The organism is Streptococcus suis (genome assembly GCF_016743335.1).
In the GTDB taxonomy this organism is placed as follows: Bacteria; Bacillota; Bacilli; order Lactobacillales; family Streptococcaceae; genus Streptococcus; species Streptococcus suis_Y.
Map to the genome: position 1 here is coordinate 75,339 of NZ_WCJE01000001.1, position 18,020 is coordinate 93,358.

The 18,020-nt window shown below is 43.1% G+C and carries 17 protein-coding genes; all 17 read left to right on the plus strand.

All coding sequences use genetic code 11. From position 1 onward, the window contains the following. Positions 1-999: a phospho-N-acetylmuramoyl-pentapeptide-transferase gene (mraY, locus tag F9856_RS00365; RefSeq protein ID WP_202105401.1), complete on the plus strand. Its 999-nt coding sequence runs from the start codon at positions 1-3 to the stop codon at positions 997-999. A gap of 98 nt (positions 1,000-1,097) precedes the next feature. After that, the gene (locus F9856_RS00370; RefSeq protein ID WP_105125124.1) at positions 1,098-1,931 is read left to right on the plus strand and encodes a hypothetical protein; all 834 of its coding nucleotides are present in this window, start codon (positions 1,098-1,100) and stop codon (positions 1,929-1,931) included. A gap of 220 nt (positions 1,932-2,151) precedes the next feature. Continuing rightward, entirely contained in the window at positions 2,152-3,495 is a 1,344-nt protein-coding gene (locus tag F9856_RS00375) for a DEAD/DEAH box helicase (RefSeq protein ID WP_172090984.1), read from the plus strand. 17 nt (positions 3,496-3,512) lie between these two features. Continuing rightward, complete coding sequence (locus F9856_RS00380; protein WP_172028263.1) at positions 3,513-3,737, plus strand: DUF4059 family protein; 225 nt, start codon at positions 3,513-3,515, stop codon at positions 3,735-3,737. An 11-nt stretch (positions 3,738-3,748) separates the two neighbouring features. Continuing rightward, positions 3,749-4,666 (plus strand): thioredoxin-disulfide reductase, encoded by a 918-nt coding sequence (gene trxB, locus F9856_RS00385; RefSeq protein ID WP_202105402.1) that lies wholly within the window; start codon positions 3,749-3,751, stop codon positions 4,664-4,666. Positions 4,667-4,675: 9 nt separating this feature from the next. Further along, positions 4,676-5,215 (plus strand): YceD family protein, encoded by a 540-nt coding sequence (locus tag F9856_RS00390; protein ID WP_105127860.1) that lies wholly within the window; start codon positions 4,676-4,678, stop codon positions 5,213-5,215. A gap of 89 nt (positions 5,216-5,304) precedes the next feature. Continuing rightward, a complete protein-coding gene (gene gndA, locus F9856_RS00395; protein ID WP_202105403.1) occupies positions 5,305-6,732 on the plus strand; it encodes an NADP-dependent phosphogluconate dehydrogenase in 1,428 nt (475 codons plus the stop codon). 80 nt (positions 6,733-6,812) lie between these two features. Continuing rightward, positions 6,813-7,502, plus strand: a complete 690-nt coding sequence (locus F9856_RS00400; protein WP_202105422.1) for a response regulator transcription factor — start codon at positions 6,813-6,815, stop codon at positions 7,500-7,502. Positions 7,503-7,838: 336 nt separating this feature from the next. Beyond that, complete coding sequence (locus F9856_RS00405) at positions 7,839-8,969, plus strand: AI-2E family transporter (RefSeq protein ID WP_202105404.1); 1,131 nt, start codon at positions 7,839-7,841, stop codon at positions 8,967-8,969. A 71-nt stretch (positions 8,970-9,040) separates the two neighbouring features. Beyond that, positions 9,041-9,532 carry a transcriptional regulator NrdR gene (gene nrdR, locus F9856_RS00410; RefSeq protein ID WP_002938341.1) on the plus strand — a complete coding sequence of 164 codons (492 nt, stop codon included), beginning with the start codon at positions 9,041-9,043 and terminating at the stop codon, positions 9,530-9,532. Next, positions 9,519-10,670 (plus strand): replication initiation/membrane attachment protein, encoded by a 1,152-nt coding sequence (locus F9856_RS00415; RefSeq protein WP_202105405.1) that lies wholly within the window; start codon positions 9,519-9,521, stop codon positions 10,668-10,670. Before nrdR ends, F9856_RS00415 begins: the two co-directional genes overlap by 14 nt. Beyond that, on the plus strand, positions 10,670-11,569 hold the full coding sequence (dnaI, locus tag F9856_RS00420) for a primosomal protein DnaI (protein ID WP_014636109.1): 900 nt from the start codon (positions 10,670-10,672) through the stop codon (positions 11,567-11,569). Before F9856_RS00415 ends, dnaI begins: the two co-directional genes overlap by 1 nt. Beyond that, entirely contained in the window at positions 11,566-12,279 is a 714-nt protein-coding gene (locus F9856_RS00425) for an NADPH-dependent oxidoreductase (RefSeq protein ID WP_202105406.1), read from the plus strand. Before dnaI ends, F9856_RS00425 begins: the two co-directional genes overlap by 4 nt. A 180-nt stretch (positions 12,280-12,459) precedes the next feature. Further along, on the plus strand, positions 12,460-13,770 hold the full coding sequence (gene der, locus F9856_RS00430) for a ribosome biogenesis GTPase Der (RefSeq protein WP_012027640.1): 1,311 nt from the start codon (positions 12,460-12,462) through the stop codon (positions 13,768-13,770). A gap of 332 nt (positions 13,771-14,102) precedes the next feature. Next, positions 14,103-14,441 carry an MFS transporter gene (locus F9856_RS12340; protein ID WP_328708140.1) on the plus strand — a complete coding sequence of 113 codons (339 nt, stop codon included), beginning with the start codon at positions 14,103-14,105 and terminating at the stop codon, positions 14,439-14,441. Between the two features lies 1 nt (position 14,442). After that, on the plus strand, positions 14,443-14,751 hold the full coding sequence (locus F9856_RS00435; protein WP_024399415.1) for a hypothetical protein: 309 nt from the start codon (positions 14,443-14,445) through the stop codon (positions 14,749-14,751). Between the two features lie 139 nt (positions 14,752-14,890). Continuing rightward, a complete protein-coding gene (locus tag F9856_RS00440; protein WP_202105407.1) occupies positions 14,891-17,983 on the plus strand; it encodes a DEAD/DEAH box helicase in 3,093 nt (1,030 codons plus the stop codon). Positions 17,984-18,020: the final 37 nt, after the last annotated feature.

The window sequence follows — 18,020 nt, forward strand, 5'->3', positions numbered from 1 at the left end:
ATGCAGTTTGCACTTATGTCGGGATTGGTTGCATTTTTAGCAACGGTAATCCTGATACCACGATTTATTACCTTTTATCAAGCCAAGCGCATCGAAGGGCAACAGATGCACGAAGATGTCAAGCAACACCAGTTCAAGGCCGGAACTCCTACCATGGGGGGTACAGTCTTCCTAGTTGTTGCTGTCCTTGTTAGTTTTATTTTTGCAGCTAGCCTGAAAATGCTGACAGGTGGTGTCTTGGCTATTCTTTTCATTTTGGCTCTCTATGGCTTGGTCGGATTTTTGGATGATTTCTTGAAAATCTTCCGCAAAATCAATGAAGGACTTAATCCTAAGCAAAAGCTAGCCCTACAAATCCTGGGTGGTCTTGTTTTCTATTTTGTCCATGTCAAAGGTGCTGGTGGTGGTGAGCTCAATGTCTTTGGCCACATTATCAATCTTGGGGTACTCTATTTACCATTTGTTCTATTCTGGTTGGTTGGTTTTTCAAACGCGGTCAATCTGACAGATGGGATTGATGGATTGGCTTCTATTTCTGTGACAATCAGTTTGCTGGCCTATTCTGTTATTGCTTACCAGGAGCAGAAGTTTGATATTCTCTTGGTCTGTGTGACCATGATCGGTGGCTTGCTTGGTTTCTTTGTCTACAACCGTAAACCAGCCAAGATCTTCATGGGAGATGTGGGAAGTCTGGCACTCGGTGGGATGTTGGCAACCATTTCCATTGCGCTTCGTCAAGAATGGACCCTCCTCCTAATCGGTTTGGTCTATGTTATCGAAACATCATCCGTTATGTTACAAGTTTCATATTTCAAATACACTAAAAAACGTTTTGGAGAAGGTCGTCGTATCTTCCGTATGACACCTTTCCATCATCATTTGGAATTAGGTGGTTTGACAGGTAAGTCTGAAAAATGGAGCGAGTGGCAGGTTGACTTCTTCCTTTGGTCAGTTGGTCTTGTCATGAGCCTGATTACCTTGGTCATTCTTTATCTATAGAATTTCAGAAACAGCAGAAATGCTGTTTTATTTTTACCTTGACAAAAATGGTCGATGAGATGTAGAATAAAGAGAAGTGGAATAGGCGGAGGATAATTATGGAACAGTTAAATCAAGAACAGCTTTATGGGGTCGTGCTCCAGACCATGACGGCAGCTAGTCAGCTTCCGATGGTTAAAGTCAACAGGGAAGAATTTTTGAAAACTCGGTTTAAGGATAGTCCCTATTTGGACAAGATTTTAGCGGATGGGCCAACAGCGGTTTATAGCCTCGAAGCCCTACGCAAAGAGGCCGATAAAATCATCAATGATATGACAACCAAGACCTCGCTTTTATCCTTTGCAGCAGGCTTGCCGGGCAATCCTTTTACTGCCATAGCAGCTGGGACAGCAGATATTGCTCAGTATTTTGGCTTTGCCTTGAATTTATCGCAGCAAATTGCTTATCTTTTTGGAGAAGATGAGTTGTTTGTTGGTCAAGGAAAGGAAATTCCAGAAGAGGTTCAAATCCGTATTATTGCCTACATCGGTGTCATGTTTGGAGCAGGTGGTTCAGCAGTGCTTCTAAATAAAGTATCCAAAACAGTTGGGGCAAATGTTGGTAAGAAAGTAGCCATGCAGGCTCTGACCAAAACGACTTGGTATCCCTTGGTGAGAAAGGTTGCTGCAGTGATTGGTGTTAAGATTACCAAAAAGACTGTGGAGAAAACCATTGCCAATGCGGTCCCTATTTTGGGTGGACTGATTTCAGGTGGTTTGACCTATTTTACTTTCCAACCAATGGGTGGTTTGCTAGCTGATACCTTTGTAAAAAAATTAAAGGGTGATTTCGATAGCGAACTAGAACTCAGCGAAGCCTTCAAGGCTAGTTTGGCAGAGGAAAAAGAACTAGGGATTATCGAGGCAGAATTTACGGAAGTAAGTGAGAGCTAATGAGGGCGGGCATCCGTCCTTTTTGCTTGTCAACCTAAATCGTGCTATAATAGAAGGCAGTATAATGAAGAACCAGTATCCATTGTTGGTATCGTCATTTAGTTTTTCTTTTTAACTCGCCTTGCCTAACTCCAGTTATGCCTGCGGTTCGTTGACTAGTACTAAAAGTAAGCTAAAAGACTATACTTGCCTTGTGAATACGGGTTCTAAAGAGGAAACTATGAAATTTACAGATATGAAACTCAAGCCTTACATTCAGGAGGCTTTGAAAGAAATTAACTTTGTTCAGCCGACAGAGGTTCAGGAAAAACTAATCCCAATCGTCTTGTCTGGTCGTGACTTGATTGGAGAGTCAAAAACAGGCTCAGGAAAGACCCATACCTTCTTAATTCCCATCTTCCAAAAGCTAAATGAGGAATTAGACCAGGTTCAAGCAGTTATTACAGCTCCATCACGTGAATTGGCGACCCAGATTTATCAAGCAGCACGCCAGTTGGCTAGTCATTCGGACATCGAAGTTCGTGTGACCAATTATGTTGGTGGTACAGATAAAAACCGTCAGATTGACAAACTTCAAACTGGTCAGCCACATATTGTTGTTGGGACACCAGGTCGTATTTATGACTTGGTTAAATCAGGTGACCTGGCCATTCACAAGGCTAAAACCTTTGTGGTGGATGAGGCGGATATGACCTTGGACATGGGCTTTTTGGAAACGGTTGATAAGATTGCCGGAAGTCTGCCAAAAGATTTACAATTTATGGTCTTTTCAGCCACCATTCCGCAGAAACTGCAACCGTTTTTGAAAAAGTATTTGTCAAATCCAGTCATGGAACAAATCAAGACCCAGACGGTCATTTCAGATACCATTGAAAATTGGCTGATTTCAACCAAGGGCCGTGATCGCAATGCGCAGATTTTGGAAGCGACCAAGCTCATGCAGCCATATTTGGCTATGATTTTTGTTAATACAAAGACCCGTGCAGATGAATTGCACAGTTACTTAACTGCTAATGGTTTGCGGGTTGCAAAAATTCATGGGGACATTCCACCGCGTGAACGCAAGCGGATCATGAACCAGGTGAAAAATTTGGATTATCAGTACATCGTAGCAACAGACTTGGCAGCGCGTGGGATTGATATCGAAGGTGTTAGCCATGTCATCAACGATGCCATTCCTCAGGACCTTTCCTTCTTTGTCCACCGTGTGGGTCGTACAGGTCGAAATGGCTTGTCAGGTATTGCCATTACCCTCTATCAGCCGAGTGATGATGCGGACATTCGCGAGTTAGAAAAACTCAACATCAAATTCTTGCCAAAAGAAATGAAGAATGGGGAGTTTGTTGATACCTACGACCGTGACCGCCGTGTCAACCGAGAAAAATCTCGTGAAAAACTGGACTTGGAAATGATTGGCTTGGTGAAGAAGAAAAAGAAAAAAGTCAAGCCAGGCTACAAGAAGAAAATCCAATGGGCTGTTGATGAGAAGCGCCGCAAGACCAAACGTGTGGAAGCGCGTGCCAAGGGGCGTGCAGAGCGCAAGGCCAAACGCCAAACCTTCTAGGAGGATTGGAAAAGACCATGTTACAAAATATTCTCAGTTTTTATTTGCAGGGGCTTTTGGTTGCAGCCCTGCTGGCTATTCTATCTAGCTTGATTTATTTTGCTGTAAGAGCAGGTAAAAAAGTTGATCGAACGCCGCAAGAGCGCCAGGATTTTATATTTGATTTGTTGATGATCAACGTCATGACCATCCCAATTCTTGCTTTTGGGGTCATGGGGATTTTGTTAATGTTTAAAGCATAGAAGGAAAAGATATGTACGATACAATTGTTGTTGGAGCAGGTCCTGCAGGGATGACTGCTGCCCTCTACGCAGGACGAAGCAATCTAAAAGTAGCTCTTCTGGAACGTGGTATTTACGGCGGCCAGATGAACAATACTGCTGAAATCGAAAACTATCCAGGCTATGACCATATTTCTGGTCCAGCCTTGGCAGAGAAAATGTTTGAACCTCTGGAAAAATTCGGAGTAGATCACATTTTTGGCACCTTGGTGCGTATCGAAGAAGATGGACCAATCAAGAAAGTTATTACAGAAGACGGTGTTTTGGAAACCAAAACTGTCATTCTAGCTATGGGGGCTAAACACCGCTTATTAGGTGTTCCGGGTGAGGATACCTACAATAGCCGAGGTGTTTCCTACTGTGCAGTCTGTGACGGTGCCTTCTTCCGTGGTCAGAAGCTCTTGGTAGTTGGCGGAGGTGATTCTGCGGTCGAAGAAGCCCTTTTCTTGACACAGTTTGCTGAAACCGTGACAATTGTTCATCGCCGTGACCAGCTCCGTGCTCAAAAAGTTATCCAAGACCGTGCATTTGCCAATGAAAAAATTAACTTCATCTGGGATAGCGTAGTGGACGAAATCAAGGGCGATGACCTACGGGTTCAAAGCGTGGTTATCAAAAATGTGAAAACAGAGGAAGTCAGCGAAGTGGACTTCGGTGGTGTCTTTATCTATGTTGGTTTGGATCCGATGACGGATTCGGTTGCCGATTTGGGTATTACGGATGAGGCTGGCTGGATTATCACGGATGAAAAGATGGAAACCAGCAAGCCTGGTATTTATGCCATCGGCGACATCCGTCAAAATCAACTCCGTCAGATTGCGACTGCTGTGGGAAATGGAGCAGTTGCTGGACAAGAAGTCTACAACTACATCACAGAACTAGCTGAATAGGGGAATTCAATGTTTCATATTTACGATATTCAGAAAAATCCAGATGGAATTTCTTTTGAGAAAACCTTGGATTTACAGGAAGAATTGCAGGCTCGAAATGGTGAAGTTTTAGGACTATCACCAGTCCATGTAGCTGGAAATGTCCGTTTTGAATCTGGTTTCTTTTTCTTGGACTACCAGATGAGCTACGATATTACCTTGGCTTCCAGCCGTTCCTTGCAACCAGTCCTCATGCATGAGGTTCAAGAAGTCAATGAACTTTTTGTAGCCAATGAGGCAGTTCTCAAGGAACAGGATTTAATCGATGAAGATATGGTCTTGGTGGTAGAAGATGATCACATTGTCCTTGAGGAAAGTGTGGCGGACAATATTCTTTTAGCCATTCCAATCAAGGTTTTGACACCTGAAGAAGAAGCTGGCACTGACCTGCCTTCGGGTCAAGCTTGGGCTTTGATGACAGAGGAAGATTTCCAACAAAAAGCGCAAGAGAAAAAAGAAGCCAATAGTCCATTTGCACAATTGCAGGGCTTGTTTGATAGCGAAGAATAGTTTGAATGGTTGAATTATCTGAAAATTCTTGTCAATATTCGCCATTCAGTGTATAATGAAAGAGATACAAATTAGAGGAGTACGAACAAATGACGAAAGCAAATTTTGGTGTTGTAGGGATGGCCGTAATGGGTCGCAACTTGGCACTTAACGTAGAATCACGTGGTTACACAGTAGCCATTTACAACCGTTCTGCTGATAAGACAGAAGACGTTGTAGCAAGCAACCCAGGTAAAAACTTGGTCCCAAGTTACGATGTAGAAAGCTTTGTAGCTTCTATTGAAAAACCACGCCGTATCATGCTTATGGTTCAAGCTGGTCCTGGTACAGATGCAACCATTCAAGCTCTTTTGCCACACTTGGATGAAGGGGACATCTTGATTGACGGTGGAAATACCTTCTACGAAGACACTATCCGTCGTTCAAAAGAATTGGCAAACTCAGGTATCAACTTCATCGGTACAGGTGTATCTGGTGGTGAAAAAGGAGCCCTTGAAGGCCCATCTATCATGCCTGGTGGTCAAAAAGAAGCCTACGAATTGGTGGCAGATGTCTTGGAAGAGATTTCAGCAAAAGCACCAGAAGATGGAGCACCATGTGTGACTTATATCGGTCCAGATGGAGCTGGTCACTATGTAAAAATGGTTCACAACGGTATCGAGTATGGCGATATGCAGTTGATTGCGGAGTCTTATGACCTCATGCAACACTTGCTTGGCTTGTCAGTAGATGAAATGGCTGACATCTTTACTGAGTGGAACCAAGGCGAATTGGATAGCTACTTGATTGAAATCACAGCGGACATCTTGAAACGCAAGGATGACCAAGGTCAAGATGGTCCAATTGTTGACTACATCATGGACGCTGCTGGTAACAAGGGTACTGGTAAATGGACAAGCCAATCATCACTTGATTTGGGTGTGCCATTGTCACTAATTACAGAATCTGTATTTGCTCGTTACATCTCTACTTACAAAGATGAGCGTGTGGCAGCAAGCAAGGTCCTTCCAAAACCAGCTCCGTTTGCCTACCAAGGCGACAAGGCTGAATTGGTGGAAAAAATTCGTCAGGCCCTTTACTTCTCAAAAATCATGTCTTACGCACAAGGTTTTGCACAATTGCGCGTAGCATCTAAAGAAAACAACTGGAACTTGCCATTTGGCGAAATCGCTAAAATCTGGCGTGCAGGTTGTATCATCCGTGCTCGTTTCTTGCAAAAGATTACAGATGCTTATGGACGTGATGAAGACTTGGCAAACTTGCTCTTGGATGAATATTTCCTTGATATCACAGCTAAATACCAACAAGCTGTTCGTGATGTCGTAAGCTTGGCTGTTCAGGCTGGTGTGCCTGTTCCAACCTTCTCTGCGGCTATTACCTACTTCGATAGCTACCGTGCAGAAAACTTGCCAGCTAACTTAATCCAAGCACAACGTGACTACTTCGGTGCTCACACTTATAACCGTAAAGACAAAGAAGGTGTCTTCCACTACGATTGGTATAGCGAATCAAAATAAAAAGGATGGGCGTGTGAGCGCCCTTCTTTCTAATTTGTTGCTTGCCATTCCGATTGATAGAGAGAATAATGAAAGAGATAATGGCTAAGAAAATTTTAATCGCAGGAAGAGAACGAAATCTTTCGCATTTTGTTTCTATGGAGTTACAGAAACACGACTATTTGGTAGATTATGCCTCAACAGGTGAGGAGGCTATTCAGCTAGCTCATGAAACTGATTTTGATTTGATTTTGATGAGTTTTCAGCTTTCTGATATGTCCAGCAAAGACTTATCTAGAGAGTTATTGTCTATTAAGCCGGCCAGTGTTATCATCGTTGCGATTGATTCTGAGGATGTCACTCGGTATGGTGAAGAAGTACTCTCCTATGCAGTTTCTTATGTTGTAAAACCTTTTGTCATTAGTGAATTGGTTGAGCAGATTTCCTCTATTTTTCGTGGTAGAGACTTTATTGACAATAATTGCAAACAAGTCCGACTTCATGCAGCCTACCGAGATTTAACGATTGATTTTCAGAATCGAACAGTCACTCGTGGAGATGAGTTGATTAATTTGACCAGGAGAGAATATGACCTTCTGGCAACATTGATGAACAGCCCAGAACCTGTTAGTCGTGAGCAATTACTTGAACGCGTTTGGAAATATGAGGCGGCTTCTGAAACAAATGTTGTTGACGTATATATACGCTATCTACGTGGGAAATTGGATTTACCAGGGAAGTCTTCCTATATTAAAACCGTTCGCGGTGTTGGATACGCGATGAGAGATTAAAAGGGAGTGGGAAAGAACTCGACTAGGTCAAAAAGAGTTCCCCTCACTTCCAAATATGCAGGTTCGGGCTAAAATAGTCCACTGGACTATTTTACTCCCACTCCGCACAGCTCAAACTGTCTGGGAGACAGTTTGAGGTTGGAGATAAAGCGAACTTTGTTCGCAACAGTCGTAATGGTCAGATTTGGAGTGAAAAACACGAACAAATCTGCCAATCAACCACTGCGCTGAGATGTTGACACGAACTCTGAGTAGTGGTCCTGGGCTTTTGCCCAGTCTCCTTTTTGTATTCCTGTGATAAACTGGAAACCAATCATAAAATTTTTCGGAGATAAAATGAACAAAGCATTTAAAGAAAAAGTTCTTTTGATTTTACTGGCGGGAGCAACGCTTTTAGCGGTTCTCAATTGGTCGAGTATCTATGGGGCTATAGGTGTCTTACTTGGTAGTATGAATTCCTTGTTTATTGGAGCAATAATTGCCTTTATATTAAATGTGCCGATGAAAAAAATTGAGGACCAGTTGGAAAAGGTATCCTTTCTAAAAAAATCAAAACGCTCATTGGCAATTGTTGGGGTATTGATTGGTTTCTTGCTTATTGTAACAGGACTTGTATTAATTGTATTGCCGACTTTGATGACAACTGTTTCACAATTGGTAACGGTCAGCAGTACGGCTATTCCTAAATCAGTCAATGCCTTGACAAGTTTCCTAGAAGAAAATGGTCTCTTGACCGGTCAGGTTGGGGATCAAATTGCAGGAATGTTAGACCAATTAAAAAATCTTACCTTTATTTCCAATCTGGTAACTCCAATCTTGTCTGGTTTGGTGTCAAATGTCACTGGAATTTTTTCAAATACTATGACGCTTGTTATGGCCTTCTTCTTCACCTTAGCAATTCTAGGAAGCAAGGAACATTTGCAGTCTATGACAAGGCAATTCCTTCAAGCTACCTTGCCTGCGAAAGTGGTAAGGGTTATCAGCTACATCGGTGAAGTGATTATCGATACCTATGATAAATTCCTGATGAGTCAGATTGTGGAAGCCTGTATCATTGGAACCTTGGTTTTTGTCAGTTACTCCCTATCTGGTATTCCTTATGCCAGCATGGCGGGGATTTTAGCGGGTGTCTTATCATTCGTTCCTTACATTGGCCCCTTTACAGCCTGTCTGATTAGTGCCTTGTTTGTGGCGGTTCAAAATCCACTCCTGGCACTCTGGTCTATTGTCCTTTTCCAGATTCTTCAGTTGATTGAGGGGAATGTGATTTATCCGCGCGTGGTTGGTCAATCAGTTGGTCTTCCGACCTTGTTTACCCTTGCGGCAGCCTTGATTGGTGGAAATCTGTTTGGCCTACTTGGTATGGTCTTCTTTACCCCAATTTTTGCAGTTGTCTACCGCCTGGTTCGTGAATGGGTTGCCAGTCGATTGAAAAAACAGGATGAATTGTTGATGGAAAGTGAGTAATTCTCGCTTTCTTTTATTTTTGTTAATTTTATGCTATACTGAAGTGATAAAGTTAATGTAGGAGAAAGAGTATGCGTTGTCCAAAATGTCAGAGTTTGAAATCAAGTGTCATTGATAGTCGTCAGGCTGAAGATGGCAATACCATTCGTCGTCGCCGTTCCTGTGATCAATGTGGTCAGCGTTTTACTACCTATGAACGGATTGAAGAGAAGACCCTTGTGGTTGTCAAAAAAGACGGAACGCGAGAGCAGTTTTCACGGGAGAAAATCTTCAATGGGATTATTCGATCTGCTCAAAAACGTCCTGTATCAACCGATGATATTGATGAAGTGGTGAATCGGATTGAACAGAAAGTTCGAGCACAAGGTGATAGTGAAATAGAATCCGATGTCATTGGGAATTTAGTAATGGAAGAATTGGTCGAATTGGATGAAATCACCTATGTGCGTTTTGCATCGGTTTATCGTTCTTTCAAAGATGTTGGAGAGCTAGAAAATTTGCTTAAGCAGATGATTTCCAAAGGAAGTAAGGTAAAACCGGGAAAAAAAGATGAAACCAAATGATTTATTTGCCTATATAAAAATCAACCCGTTTACACCTGATATTGTCAGTCTTAGCCAATGCTACCAGCCGATTATCGGTTTTGATGCATTAGCGCTTTATTATTACTTTTATAGTTTTGCCGATCAAGGGCAAGGCCGTTACAAATGGACTGTCATTCTCAATCACATGGATTTTGGGATGAATCGTTTGGAGAAGGCTCTGGATGTTCTGACTGCCATGGGGCTCCTAGAACTCTATCGTGCAGATGAATTAACAGGTTTGGCGCTACAAGCCCCTCTGACCGTAAAATGTTTTCTAGCGAAACCCTTGTATAAGAACTTGTTGGCAAGAAAGATTGGGGAGTCAAGCATGGAGAATCTGCTTGTTCACCTACCCAATCAGGAACAAAATATTTCCAAAACCTTTTCTCAGGTCTTTACTATGGATGGGCAGGTTCCAGTTGTTTTTGAACCGAAACATGATTTTGACTGGTCTGCCTTCAAGGCATTAATGGCTAAAGATAAGCTTCTTTTTCAGGATGAAGCTGAGGATATTATTGCGCTTAGTTACATAGCAGAGCAGGCAGGGTGGACCTGGTTGGAAACCTATCGGCAGGCTAAAGCAACAGCTATTGGACAGACGATCTCGACCAAACGCTTGCAGCAGTCACGTCAGTCATTGCCAACAGAAAGCACCAATCTCACTGCCCAAGAACAAGCCATTGTTCGTGAAGCAAAAGCAAAATCCAGCCTAACCTTCCTGTCCTTTATCAAGGAGCAACGGAAGGCAGCCGTGACAGGAACAGAACGAAAATGCTTGACGGATTTGGCCAATTTGGGTCTGCTTGACGAAGTTATCAATGTCTTGGTCCTCTATACCTTTAACAAGGTGGACTCAGCCAATCTAAATGAAAAATACGCTATGAAGCTGGGCAATGATTTTTCCTACAAGGGAATTGGCAGTGCAGAGGCAGCTGTTCTTTACCTAAGAGAGTTGAAGACAGGTCAAGCTGTCACCAAGCCGAGTCAGCCACAGAAAAGCAATGTGCCTGAGTGGAGTAAGGAAGAGGTTCAGCAAGGACAAACGCAGGAAGGTCAAGCTAAGCTGGCGGCTCTTTATCGTGAATTAGAAGAAATGGAAAACAAAGGAGGTAGCTGATGAAATCAGTTCAAGACAGGTTGTCGCAAACAACCAATCCAAGTCCAAAATCTTATCAGCAACTCTATCAGGAGATAGTGAGTGATCCTGAAGTCGCTGCTTTTATCAAAAAAGAAGGTTTGACCCAGCAGGAAATCACACTCTCCATTTCTAAGTTTTTGGAATATATCAGTCAGCGTGACCTCTTTGTCAAGCAGGATGAATCCTATATTGCCAAGGGGTATCAACCTGTTTTAGTCATGAACGAGGGCTATGCGGATGTTTCCTATCTTGAAACAGAGGAATTGGTCGAATACCGTCGTTTGGAAGCTATCAAGAACCGTATCCAGCTCATCAATATGCCGGCGAGTTTGAAGAATGTAACAGTGGCGGATATTGATAAGAGTGATGAAAATCGTGTGGAAGTCATGCTGGCTATTGCAGATTTTGTCAAACGATTTGAGGAAAAACCAAAAGGCCTCTACATCTATGGCAATTTCGGTATTGGAAAAAGTTATTTGATGGCTTATTTAGCCAATCTCTTGTCCAAGACCCATCTTCAATCAACCACCATGCTCCATTATCCAACCTTTGTGGTAGACATAAAAAATGCCATCAAAGATGGTTCTGTCAAGGAGCGAATTGATGAAATCAAGATGGCTCAGGTCTTGGTGCTAGATGACATCGGAGCGGAGCAACATAGTCCTTGGGTGCGTGACGATGTGCTGCAGGTCATTCTACAATACCGCATGCAGGAAAATCTGCCGACCTTCTTTACCTCCAATTTCTCCTTTGATGATTTGGAGCGTCATTTCGCCTCTGGTAAGTCTGGTGATGAGACCTGGCAGGCCAAACGGGTAATGGAGCGGATTCGCTATCTGGCTCGCGATTTGCATTTGAAAGGAAATAACCGCCGATGAATGAAACCATTGATTTGATGCTGAACCATACTTCCGTCCGTCGTTTTACGGAAGAGCCCATTGAGGCGGAACATTTGCAAGCTATTATATCAGCTGGGCGAGCTGCGTCTAGTTGGAAGAATTTCCAGTCTTATTCCATCATTGTGGTGCAGTCGGAGGAGAAAAAACAGGCTCTCTATGATTTGGTGCCCCAGCCAGCTATTTTACAGGCTCAGGCCATTCTGGTTTTTGTGGGCGACCATAATCGTGCCAGCAAGGCGGCTCAACTCCATGGTTCAGACTTTGATGCCAAAGGAACAGAGAATCTCCTGATTTCTTCTGTTGATGCGAGCCTAGCAGGGCAAAACGCCCTCTTGGCAGCGGAAAGCTTAGGTTACGGTGGCGTATTTATCGGTATGATTCGCCATAAGGCCTTGGCAATAGCAGAGCTGTTCAACTTGCCAGATTATACCTATCCAATTTTCTGCATTGCCCTGGGTCGACCAGCCCAAAACCATCCTGTCAAACCACGTTTGGCAAGTGAAACCATTGTCTTTCAGGAAGAATATGTGGAGCAAGGCGTGGAAGTAATCCAAGCCTACGACCAAGTTCAGTCAGACTATGCAGGAGTTCGTCAGACAGAAACCTGGTCTGAGCGTATGGTTGCCCAGTTTGGTCAGCCAGAGCAGCCTGAAACGAGGGCTGTATTAGAAAAAAATAAACTATTGTAAGTTATAGTCTTTTTATTTGCTTTTAGTACTCGCTCAAACTGTCTGGGAGACAGTTTGAGATTGGAGATAAAGTGAACCAAGTTCACATCAAAAGCTGCAGACAGTACTGGAGTACGGCAAAGCGAGTTAACGACGTAATAAAAGATAAACGAAAACGACTATATTAGAAGAGGAGGAGCTATGGCTCTACCAACTATCGCCATCGTTGGACGTCCTAACGTTGGTAAATCAACCTTATTTAACCGTATTGCGGGGGAACGCATTTCTATTGTAGAAGACGTGGAAGGTGTGACCCGCGACCGTATTTATGCTACTGGTGAGTGGCTCAACCGTAAGTTTTCCTTGATTGATACAGGTGGTATCGACGATGTGGATGCACCTTTCATGGAACAAATCAAGCATCAGGCTGAGATTGCTATGGATGAAGCGGACGTTATCGTCTTTGTCGTATCAGGCAAGGAAGGCGTGACGGATGCTGACGAGTATGTATCGCGTATCCTTTATAAGACAAACAAACCAGTTATTTTGGTTGTCAATAAAGTCGATAACCCTGAAATGCGTAATGACATCTACGATTTTTATTCACTCGGTCTTGGGGATCCCTACCCAGTATCTTCTGTACACGGTATCGGAACAGGGGATGTCTTGGACGCCATCATTGAAAACCTACCAGCTCAGGAAGCAGAAGAAAATCCAGATATTATCAAGTTCAGCTTGATTGGTCGTCCAAACGTTGGTAAATCAAGTTTGATTAACGCTATTTTGGGTGAAGAGCGCGTGATTGCGTCGCCTGTTGCTGGAACGACTCGTGATGCCATTGATACGCACTTTACAGACCCAGAAGGGCAAGAATTTACCATGATTGACACCGCAGGCATGCGCAAGTCTGGTAAGGTCTATGAAAATACGGAGAAATACTCCGTTATGCGTGCCATGCGTGCCATTGAACGCTCAGATGTCATATTGATGGTTATCAATGCCGAAGAAGGTATTCGTGAGTACGACAAACGCATCGCAGGCTTTGCCCATGAAGCTGGTAAGGGAATGATTATCGTGGTCAACAAGTGGGATACGCTTGAAAAAGACAACCATACCATGAAGCAGTGGGAAGACGATATTCGTGACCAGTTCCAATACTTGTCTTACGCACCGATTATCTTTGTGTCAGCCTTGACCAAACAACGCTTGCATAAGTTGCCTGAGATGATCAAGGCTATCAGTGAAAGTCAGAATACCCGTATTCCATCGGCTGTTCTCAACGATGTTATCATGGACGCCATTGCTATTAACCCGACGCCGACCGACAAGGGCAAACGTCTCAAGATTTTCTACGCGACTCAGGTTGCGACCAAACCACCGACCTTTGTGGTCTTTGTCAACGAAGAAGAGCTCATGCACTTCTCCTATATGCGTTTCTTGGAAAATCAAATCCGCAAGGCCTTTGTATTTGAAGGGACACCGATTCATCTGATCGCACGGAAACGGAAGTAAGGCTGGGCAAAAAGTCCAGCCACGCTTCTCAGAGTTCGGGTCAACATCTCAGCGCAGTGGTTGATTGGTAGATTTGTTCGTGTTTTACACTCCAAATCTGACCATTACGACTGTTGCGAACAAAGTTCGCTCTATTTCCAACCTCAAAAGGTTCATTGAACCTTTTGAGCTGTGCGGGGGTGGGAGTGAAACAGTCTGGGGATAGACTGTTTCAGCTCAACAACCAGAAATAAGGACTTGTTGACGAACTCTTTTAACAATTTGCGAGTTCTGTCCCACTCCCTCTTTGCAATTATTCGTAAATATGCTAGAATGGACTTGGAGGTGTTGGTATGGTAGCGGTTCCGATTTGGCGTTCTTTTTTGATATTGCTGTCTTTTTCATCATTTTTTCTTGTATTTTATGAAGACAGTCAGTATAAACCTTTCGGCTTTCGTTATTGGCTGGGACTAGTAGCTTGCATCTGGCTCAATTTTGTGACTTTGGCATCCTATTTTATCGCCTTTACTGGTGGTTCAATTATGGTCTATCATCAGTATAAACAGCCATTGGTTGTGATATTCCTTTTTTGTCTATTCGTGGCTAGTATGCTAACCTTACTTTCCTTTAAGGCTATCAAGATAATGATTCGACGAACCAAATATTACCGACAGCTAAGAAAGGAAGTCTAGTATGGAATTTTTTGGTGAGTTGCTAGTTGAGTTTTTGACTGGTCTAGCAGACTTCGATGAAAAGAAACACCCTCCCTTTGGAATTCGCTATTGGCTGGGCTGGTTGGGAGTTCTGATTCATGTTTTACTCCTAGCCTTGCTCACTTGTGTGACTGTCTTCTTTTTCAAGTTTTTCTTGGATGGAAAAGGCTTGATTAATGTAGTAGTGGCAGTTGTTTTCCTGCTATTTGCCCTATTTTGGCTTTGGAAAAGCGGAAAAACAATCTTGAAAATGTGGCAAGCAACGATTTATTATTTAGCTATTCATTAGAGACACCAGTTTAACTGCTGGTGTTTTTTTGATACCTATTTAAACAATTCAAATTGAAAATATGCTATAATGAAAAGATAATATTTTAGATATATTTTACAGAAAAGCTGATGATTGGTTGAAGGATAAAGGAGTTAGAATGGGTCGCATGATGCCAGGGCGGATTCGCCAAGAAGGAATTGATTTGTACGAGGCTGGAAAACTGACTGTTCTTCATAGTGAGAATGGAAAGATGGTACTGGATATTGCTGGTGAGCGCTTTACTTACGGCGATGCAGATAGCGATTTACAGTGTAGTTGCCAGTTATTTCAAAGTAAGGGCTACTGTCAACACCTAGCTGCCACGGAGTATTTTTTAAAAAATGATGCCTCAGGCAAGGATATGAAGCAGTCTTTGAAAGAAGATGGTGAACAACATAAGGAAACCGTCCGTCGGACATATTTTGGCGGTCTCTTTTTAGATGAAATTTTGCGGCCAGAACCTGAATTGGGGATTAAGTATCAGTTATCAGTTGAAGGGAGCTTATTGCCCTATGATCGTCAGATAGATTGGACCTTGAAAATGACCCGCTTGCCAGATACACGTTCGTATATTGTGCGGGACATCGGAGCTTTTTTGCGCATTGTGAAAGCCAACGGTCACTATCAGATAGGTAAAAATTATTATGAGCAAGTTACTTATGAAAATTTTGATGAACCAAGTCAGGCTCTCCTGGATTTTCTCTGGGCCTTGGTACCAGAGAAAGTTGGTATAGATTCGGATATTCTTACTCATTTTGGACGACATTTTCGTCTGCCACAAGCCTATTTTGAGGAGGGGGTGGAGCTGTTAAATCAGCTAGAACATTTTAACTTTTCCTATCAACAGCAGTCCTATTCCTCCTTGATGGTTCTTCCGTTGACAGGGGAGGAAGGGCTCTATCATTTTGAGGTGACCGTTCACACGCAGATGATTGAAATGGTTATTCACGAAAAACCAGTCCGACCACTTTTTCATGGGCGCTATCTCTTAGTAAATGGCACGGTTTATAGTGTCAATCGCCATCAAGAACATCTGATTTACCAAATTTCCGAACTTGTTCCAACCGAATCAGGTTTGAGAAAGGTGCAGGTGGATTTCCCTGACCAAAATCGTCTGGCTTTAAGCTTGCTGGATTTGCAGACAATTGGGACTGTTAAGGCACCTAAGCGCTTCATCATTCATGATTTCAAGCCAGAATTTCATATTCAGATGGAGGCAAATGAAAGTTTATCACTCCAATTGGTTTTGGATTTTGATGGACGTCAGGTAAGGAGTGAAGAGGATTTGGCTCTCCTGCCTTTTGCTAGCCATTTCCAACATTTGGAGAGGATCTATCAGGCTATTCGTTTAGCTGGCTTTAGGGGGACATATCATGCCCAGAGAGCGGCTCTTAGTCAGCAGGAGCTCTATCCATTTTTCCAACAACAATTGCCTATATTACAAAAAATGGGGCAGGTTTATCTAGTAGAAAAGCTCCAGGATTTATATATTGAAGCCAAACCTCAATTAGAAATTGTGCGTAACGGATCACTTTTGGATATTTCGTTTGACTTATCAGGTATTGAACAATCTGAAATCGATCAGGCGATTACAGCCTTGCTGAATCAAGAGGATCACTATACTAGCCCGAGCGGTAAGGTATTTGTTTTTGATGAGGAAACCAAGAAAATCAGTCAAACCCTAATCTATCTGCGGGCCCGTCATGGTAAGGAGGGGCAGGTACAAGTCCATGCTCTTGCCGGTTACCAATTGGCTCAATCCTTGTCACAATTCAACCAAGTCAGTTTCTCCAAGGAATTTGAGGAAATGGCAAGCTATCTAGCTCAGCCAGATTTGTTCCCGCTTCCTGCTGTGGAAGTAACAACGTCGCTTAGGGATTATCAGCAGACAGGGCTTAAGTGGTTGACTATGCTGGATACGTATGGTTTTGGTGGAATTTTAGCTGACGACATGGGGCTTGGAAAGACCTTGCAAACTATCGCCTTTCTGTCCAGTCGGATGACAAAAGATTCCAAAGTTTTAATATTGGCACCGTCTAGCTTGATTTATAACTGGTTAGATGAGTGTAAGCGGTTTGCTCCAAGTTTAGATGTGGCAGTTGTTCATGGAAACAAGGAACAGCGTGAAGAGATCATTGCCAATGGTCACCAAGTCTTAGTTACCTCCTATCCATCCTTCAGACAGGATGTTGCACTCTATAGACAGGAACGCTTTGACTACCTCATTTTAGATGAGGCGCAGGTCATGAAGAATGCCCAGTCTAAGATTGCACAGCTACTGCGTGAGTTTGAGGTTGGGAATTGCTTTGCCCTCTCAGGTACGCCGATTGAAAACCATTTGACGGAACTCTGGTCCATTTTCCAAATTGTCTTACCAGGTTTATTGCCAGGCAAACAAGACTTCGGTAAATTAGCAGCCAAGGACATTGCGCGGACCATTCAACCCTTCGTTCTCAGACGTCATAAGGAAGACGTTCTTCAGGAATTGCCTGATTTGATAGAAGTCAATGTACTTAATGAACTGACAGATGAACAAAAAGCCATCTACCTAGCCCAGCTTCAACAAATGCGGACTCAAATAGCTGGCGCAGATGATGCTCAAATCAATCGTAGTAAGATAGAAATCCTATCAGGAATTACTCGCTTACGTCAAATCTGCGATACCCCCAGCCTTTTCATGGAAGAGTTTAGTGGTGAGAGTGGCAAACTCAATAGTTTGAAAGAATTACTCTTGCAACTAAAAGAAGGTGAACACAGGGTCTTGATATTCTCCCAATTCAGAAATATGCTGGAAAAAATAGAAGAACAGCTGGTAGAAATTGGGATGACATCCTATACTCTGACTGGTTCAACCCCTGCTAACCAACGCCAAGAAATGACACAGGCCTTCAATGCAGGAAGTCGAGATGCCTTTCTCATTTCCTTGAAAGCAGGTGGCGTTGGCTTGAATTTGACAGGTGCAGACACAGTCATCCTAGTCGACCTTTGGTGGAATCCTGCCGTGGAAGCACAGGCTATCAGCCGGGCTCATCGCATGGGGCAGACTGAGAAGGTTGAATGCTATCGCCTGATTACTAGAGGGACAATCGAAGAGAAGATTCAAGAATTACAAGAAAATAAAAAGAACCTTGTCAAAACAGTCCTTGATGGCAATGAAAGCCGAGCGAATTTGACGGTTGAGGATATTCGTGAGATTTTAGGGATTGAGTGATATGGAATCAGTTGACTCAGCGTAGAATTAGGAAATA

What these genes read in the sequence shown, in the direction of transcription:
- der (WP_012027640.1), top strand. Translation starts at nt 12,460, where the DNA reads ATGGCTCTACCAACTATCGCCATCGTTGGACGTCCTAACGTTGGTAAA.
- F9856_RS00435 (WP_024399415.1), top strand. Translation starts at nt 14,443, where the DNA reads ATGGAATTTTTTGGTGAGTTGCTAGTTGAGTTTTTGACTGGTCTAGCA.
- F9856_RS00405 (WP_202105404.1), top strand. Translation starts at nt 7,839, where the DNA reads ATGAACAAAGCATTTAAAGAAAAAGTTCTTTTGATTTTACTGGCGGGA.
- F9856_RS00400 (WP_202105422.1), top strand. Translation starts at nt 6,813, where the DNA reads ATGGCTAAGAAAATTTTAATCGCAGGAAGAGAACGAAATCTTTCGCAT.
- F9856_RS00370 (WP_105125124.1), top strand. Translation starts at nt 1,098, where the DNA reads ATGGAACAGTTAAATCAAGAACAGCTTTATGGGGTCGTGCTCCAGACC.
- F9856_RS00415 (WP_202105405.1), top strand. Translation starts at nt 9,519, where the DNA reads ATGAAACCAAATGATTTATTTGCCTATATAAAAATCAACCCGTTTACA.
- mraY (WP_202105401.1), top strand. Translation starts at nt 1, where the DNA reads ATGCAGTTTGCACTTATGTCGGGATTGGTTGCATTTTTAGCAACGGTA.
- gndA (WP_202105403.1), top strand. Translation starts at nt 5,305, where the DNA reads ATGACGAAAGCAAATTTTGGTGTTGTAGGGATGGCCGTAATGGGTCGC.
- F9856_RS12340 (WP_328708140.1), top strand. Translation starts at nt 14,103, where the DNA reads ATGGTAGCGGTTCCGATTTGGCGTTCTTTTTTGATATTGCTGTCTTTT.
- F9856_RS00425 (WP_202105406.1), top strand. Translation starts at nt 11,566, where the DNA reads ATGAATGAAACCATTGATTTGATGCTGAACCATACTTCCGTCCGTCGT.
- F9856_RS00375 (WP_172090984.1), top strand. Translation starts at nt 2,152, where the DNA reads ATGAAATTTACAGATATGAAACTCAAGCCTTACATTCAGGAGGCTTTG.
- F9856_RS00440 (WP_202105407.1), top strand. Translation starts at nt 14,891, where the DNA reads ATGGGTCGCATGATGCCAGGGCGGATTCGCCAAGAAGGAATTGATTTG.
- F9856_RS00390 (WP_105127860.1), top strand. Translation starts at nt 4,676, where the DNA reads ATGTTTCATATTTACGATATTCAGAAAAATCCAGATGGAATTTCTTTT.
- F9856_RS00380 (WP_172028263.1), top strand. Translation starts at nt 3,513, where the DNA reads ATGTTACAAAATATTCTCAGTTTTTATTTGCAGGGGCTTTTGGTTGCA.
- nrdR (WP_002938341.1), top strand. Translation starts at nt 9,041, where the DNA reads ATGCGTTGTCCAAAATGTCAGAGTTTGAAATCAAGTGTCATTGATAGT.
- trxB (WP_202105402.1), top strand. Translation starts at nt 3,749, where the DNA reads ATGTACGATACAATTGTTGTTGGAGCAGGTCCTGCAGGGATGACTGCT.
- dnaI (WP_014636109.1), top strand. Translation starts at nt 10,670, where the DNA reads ATGAAATCAGTTCAAGACAGGTTGTCGCAAACAACCAATCCAAGTCCA.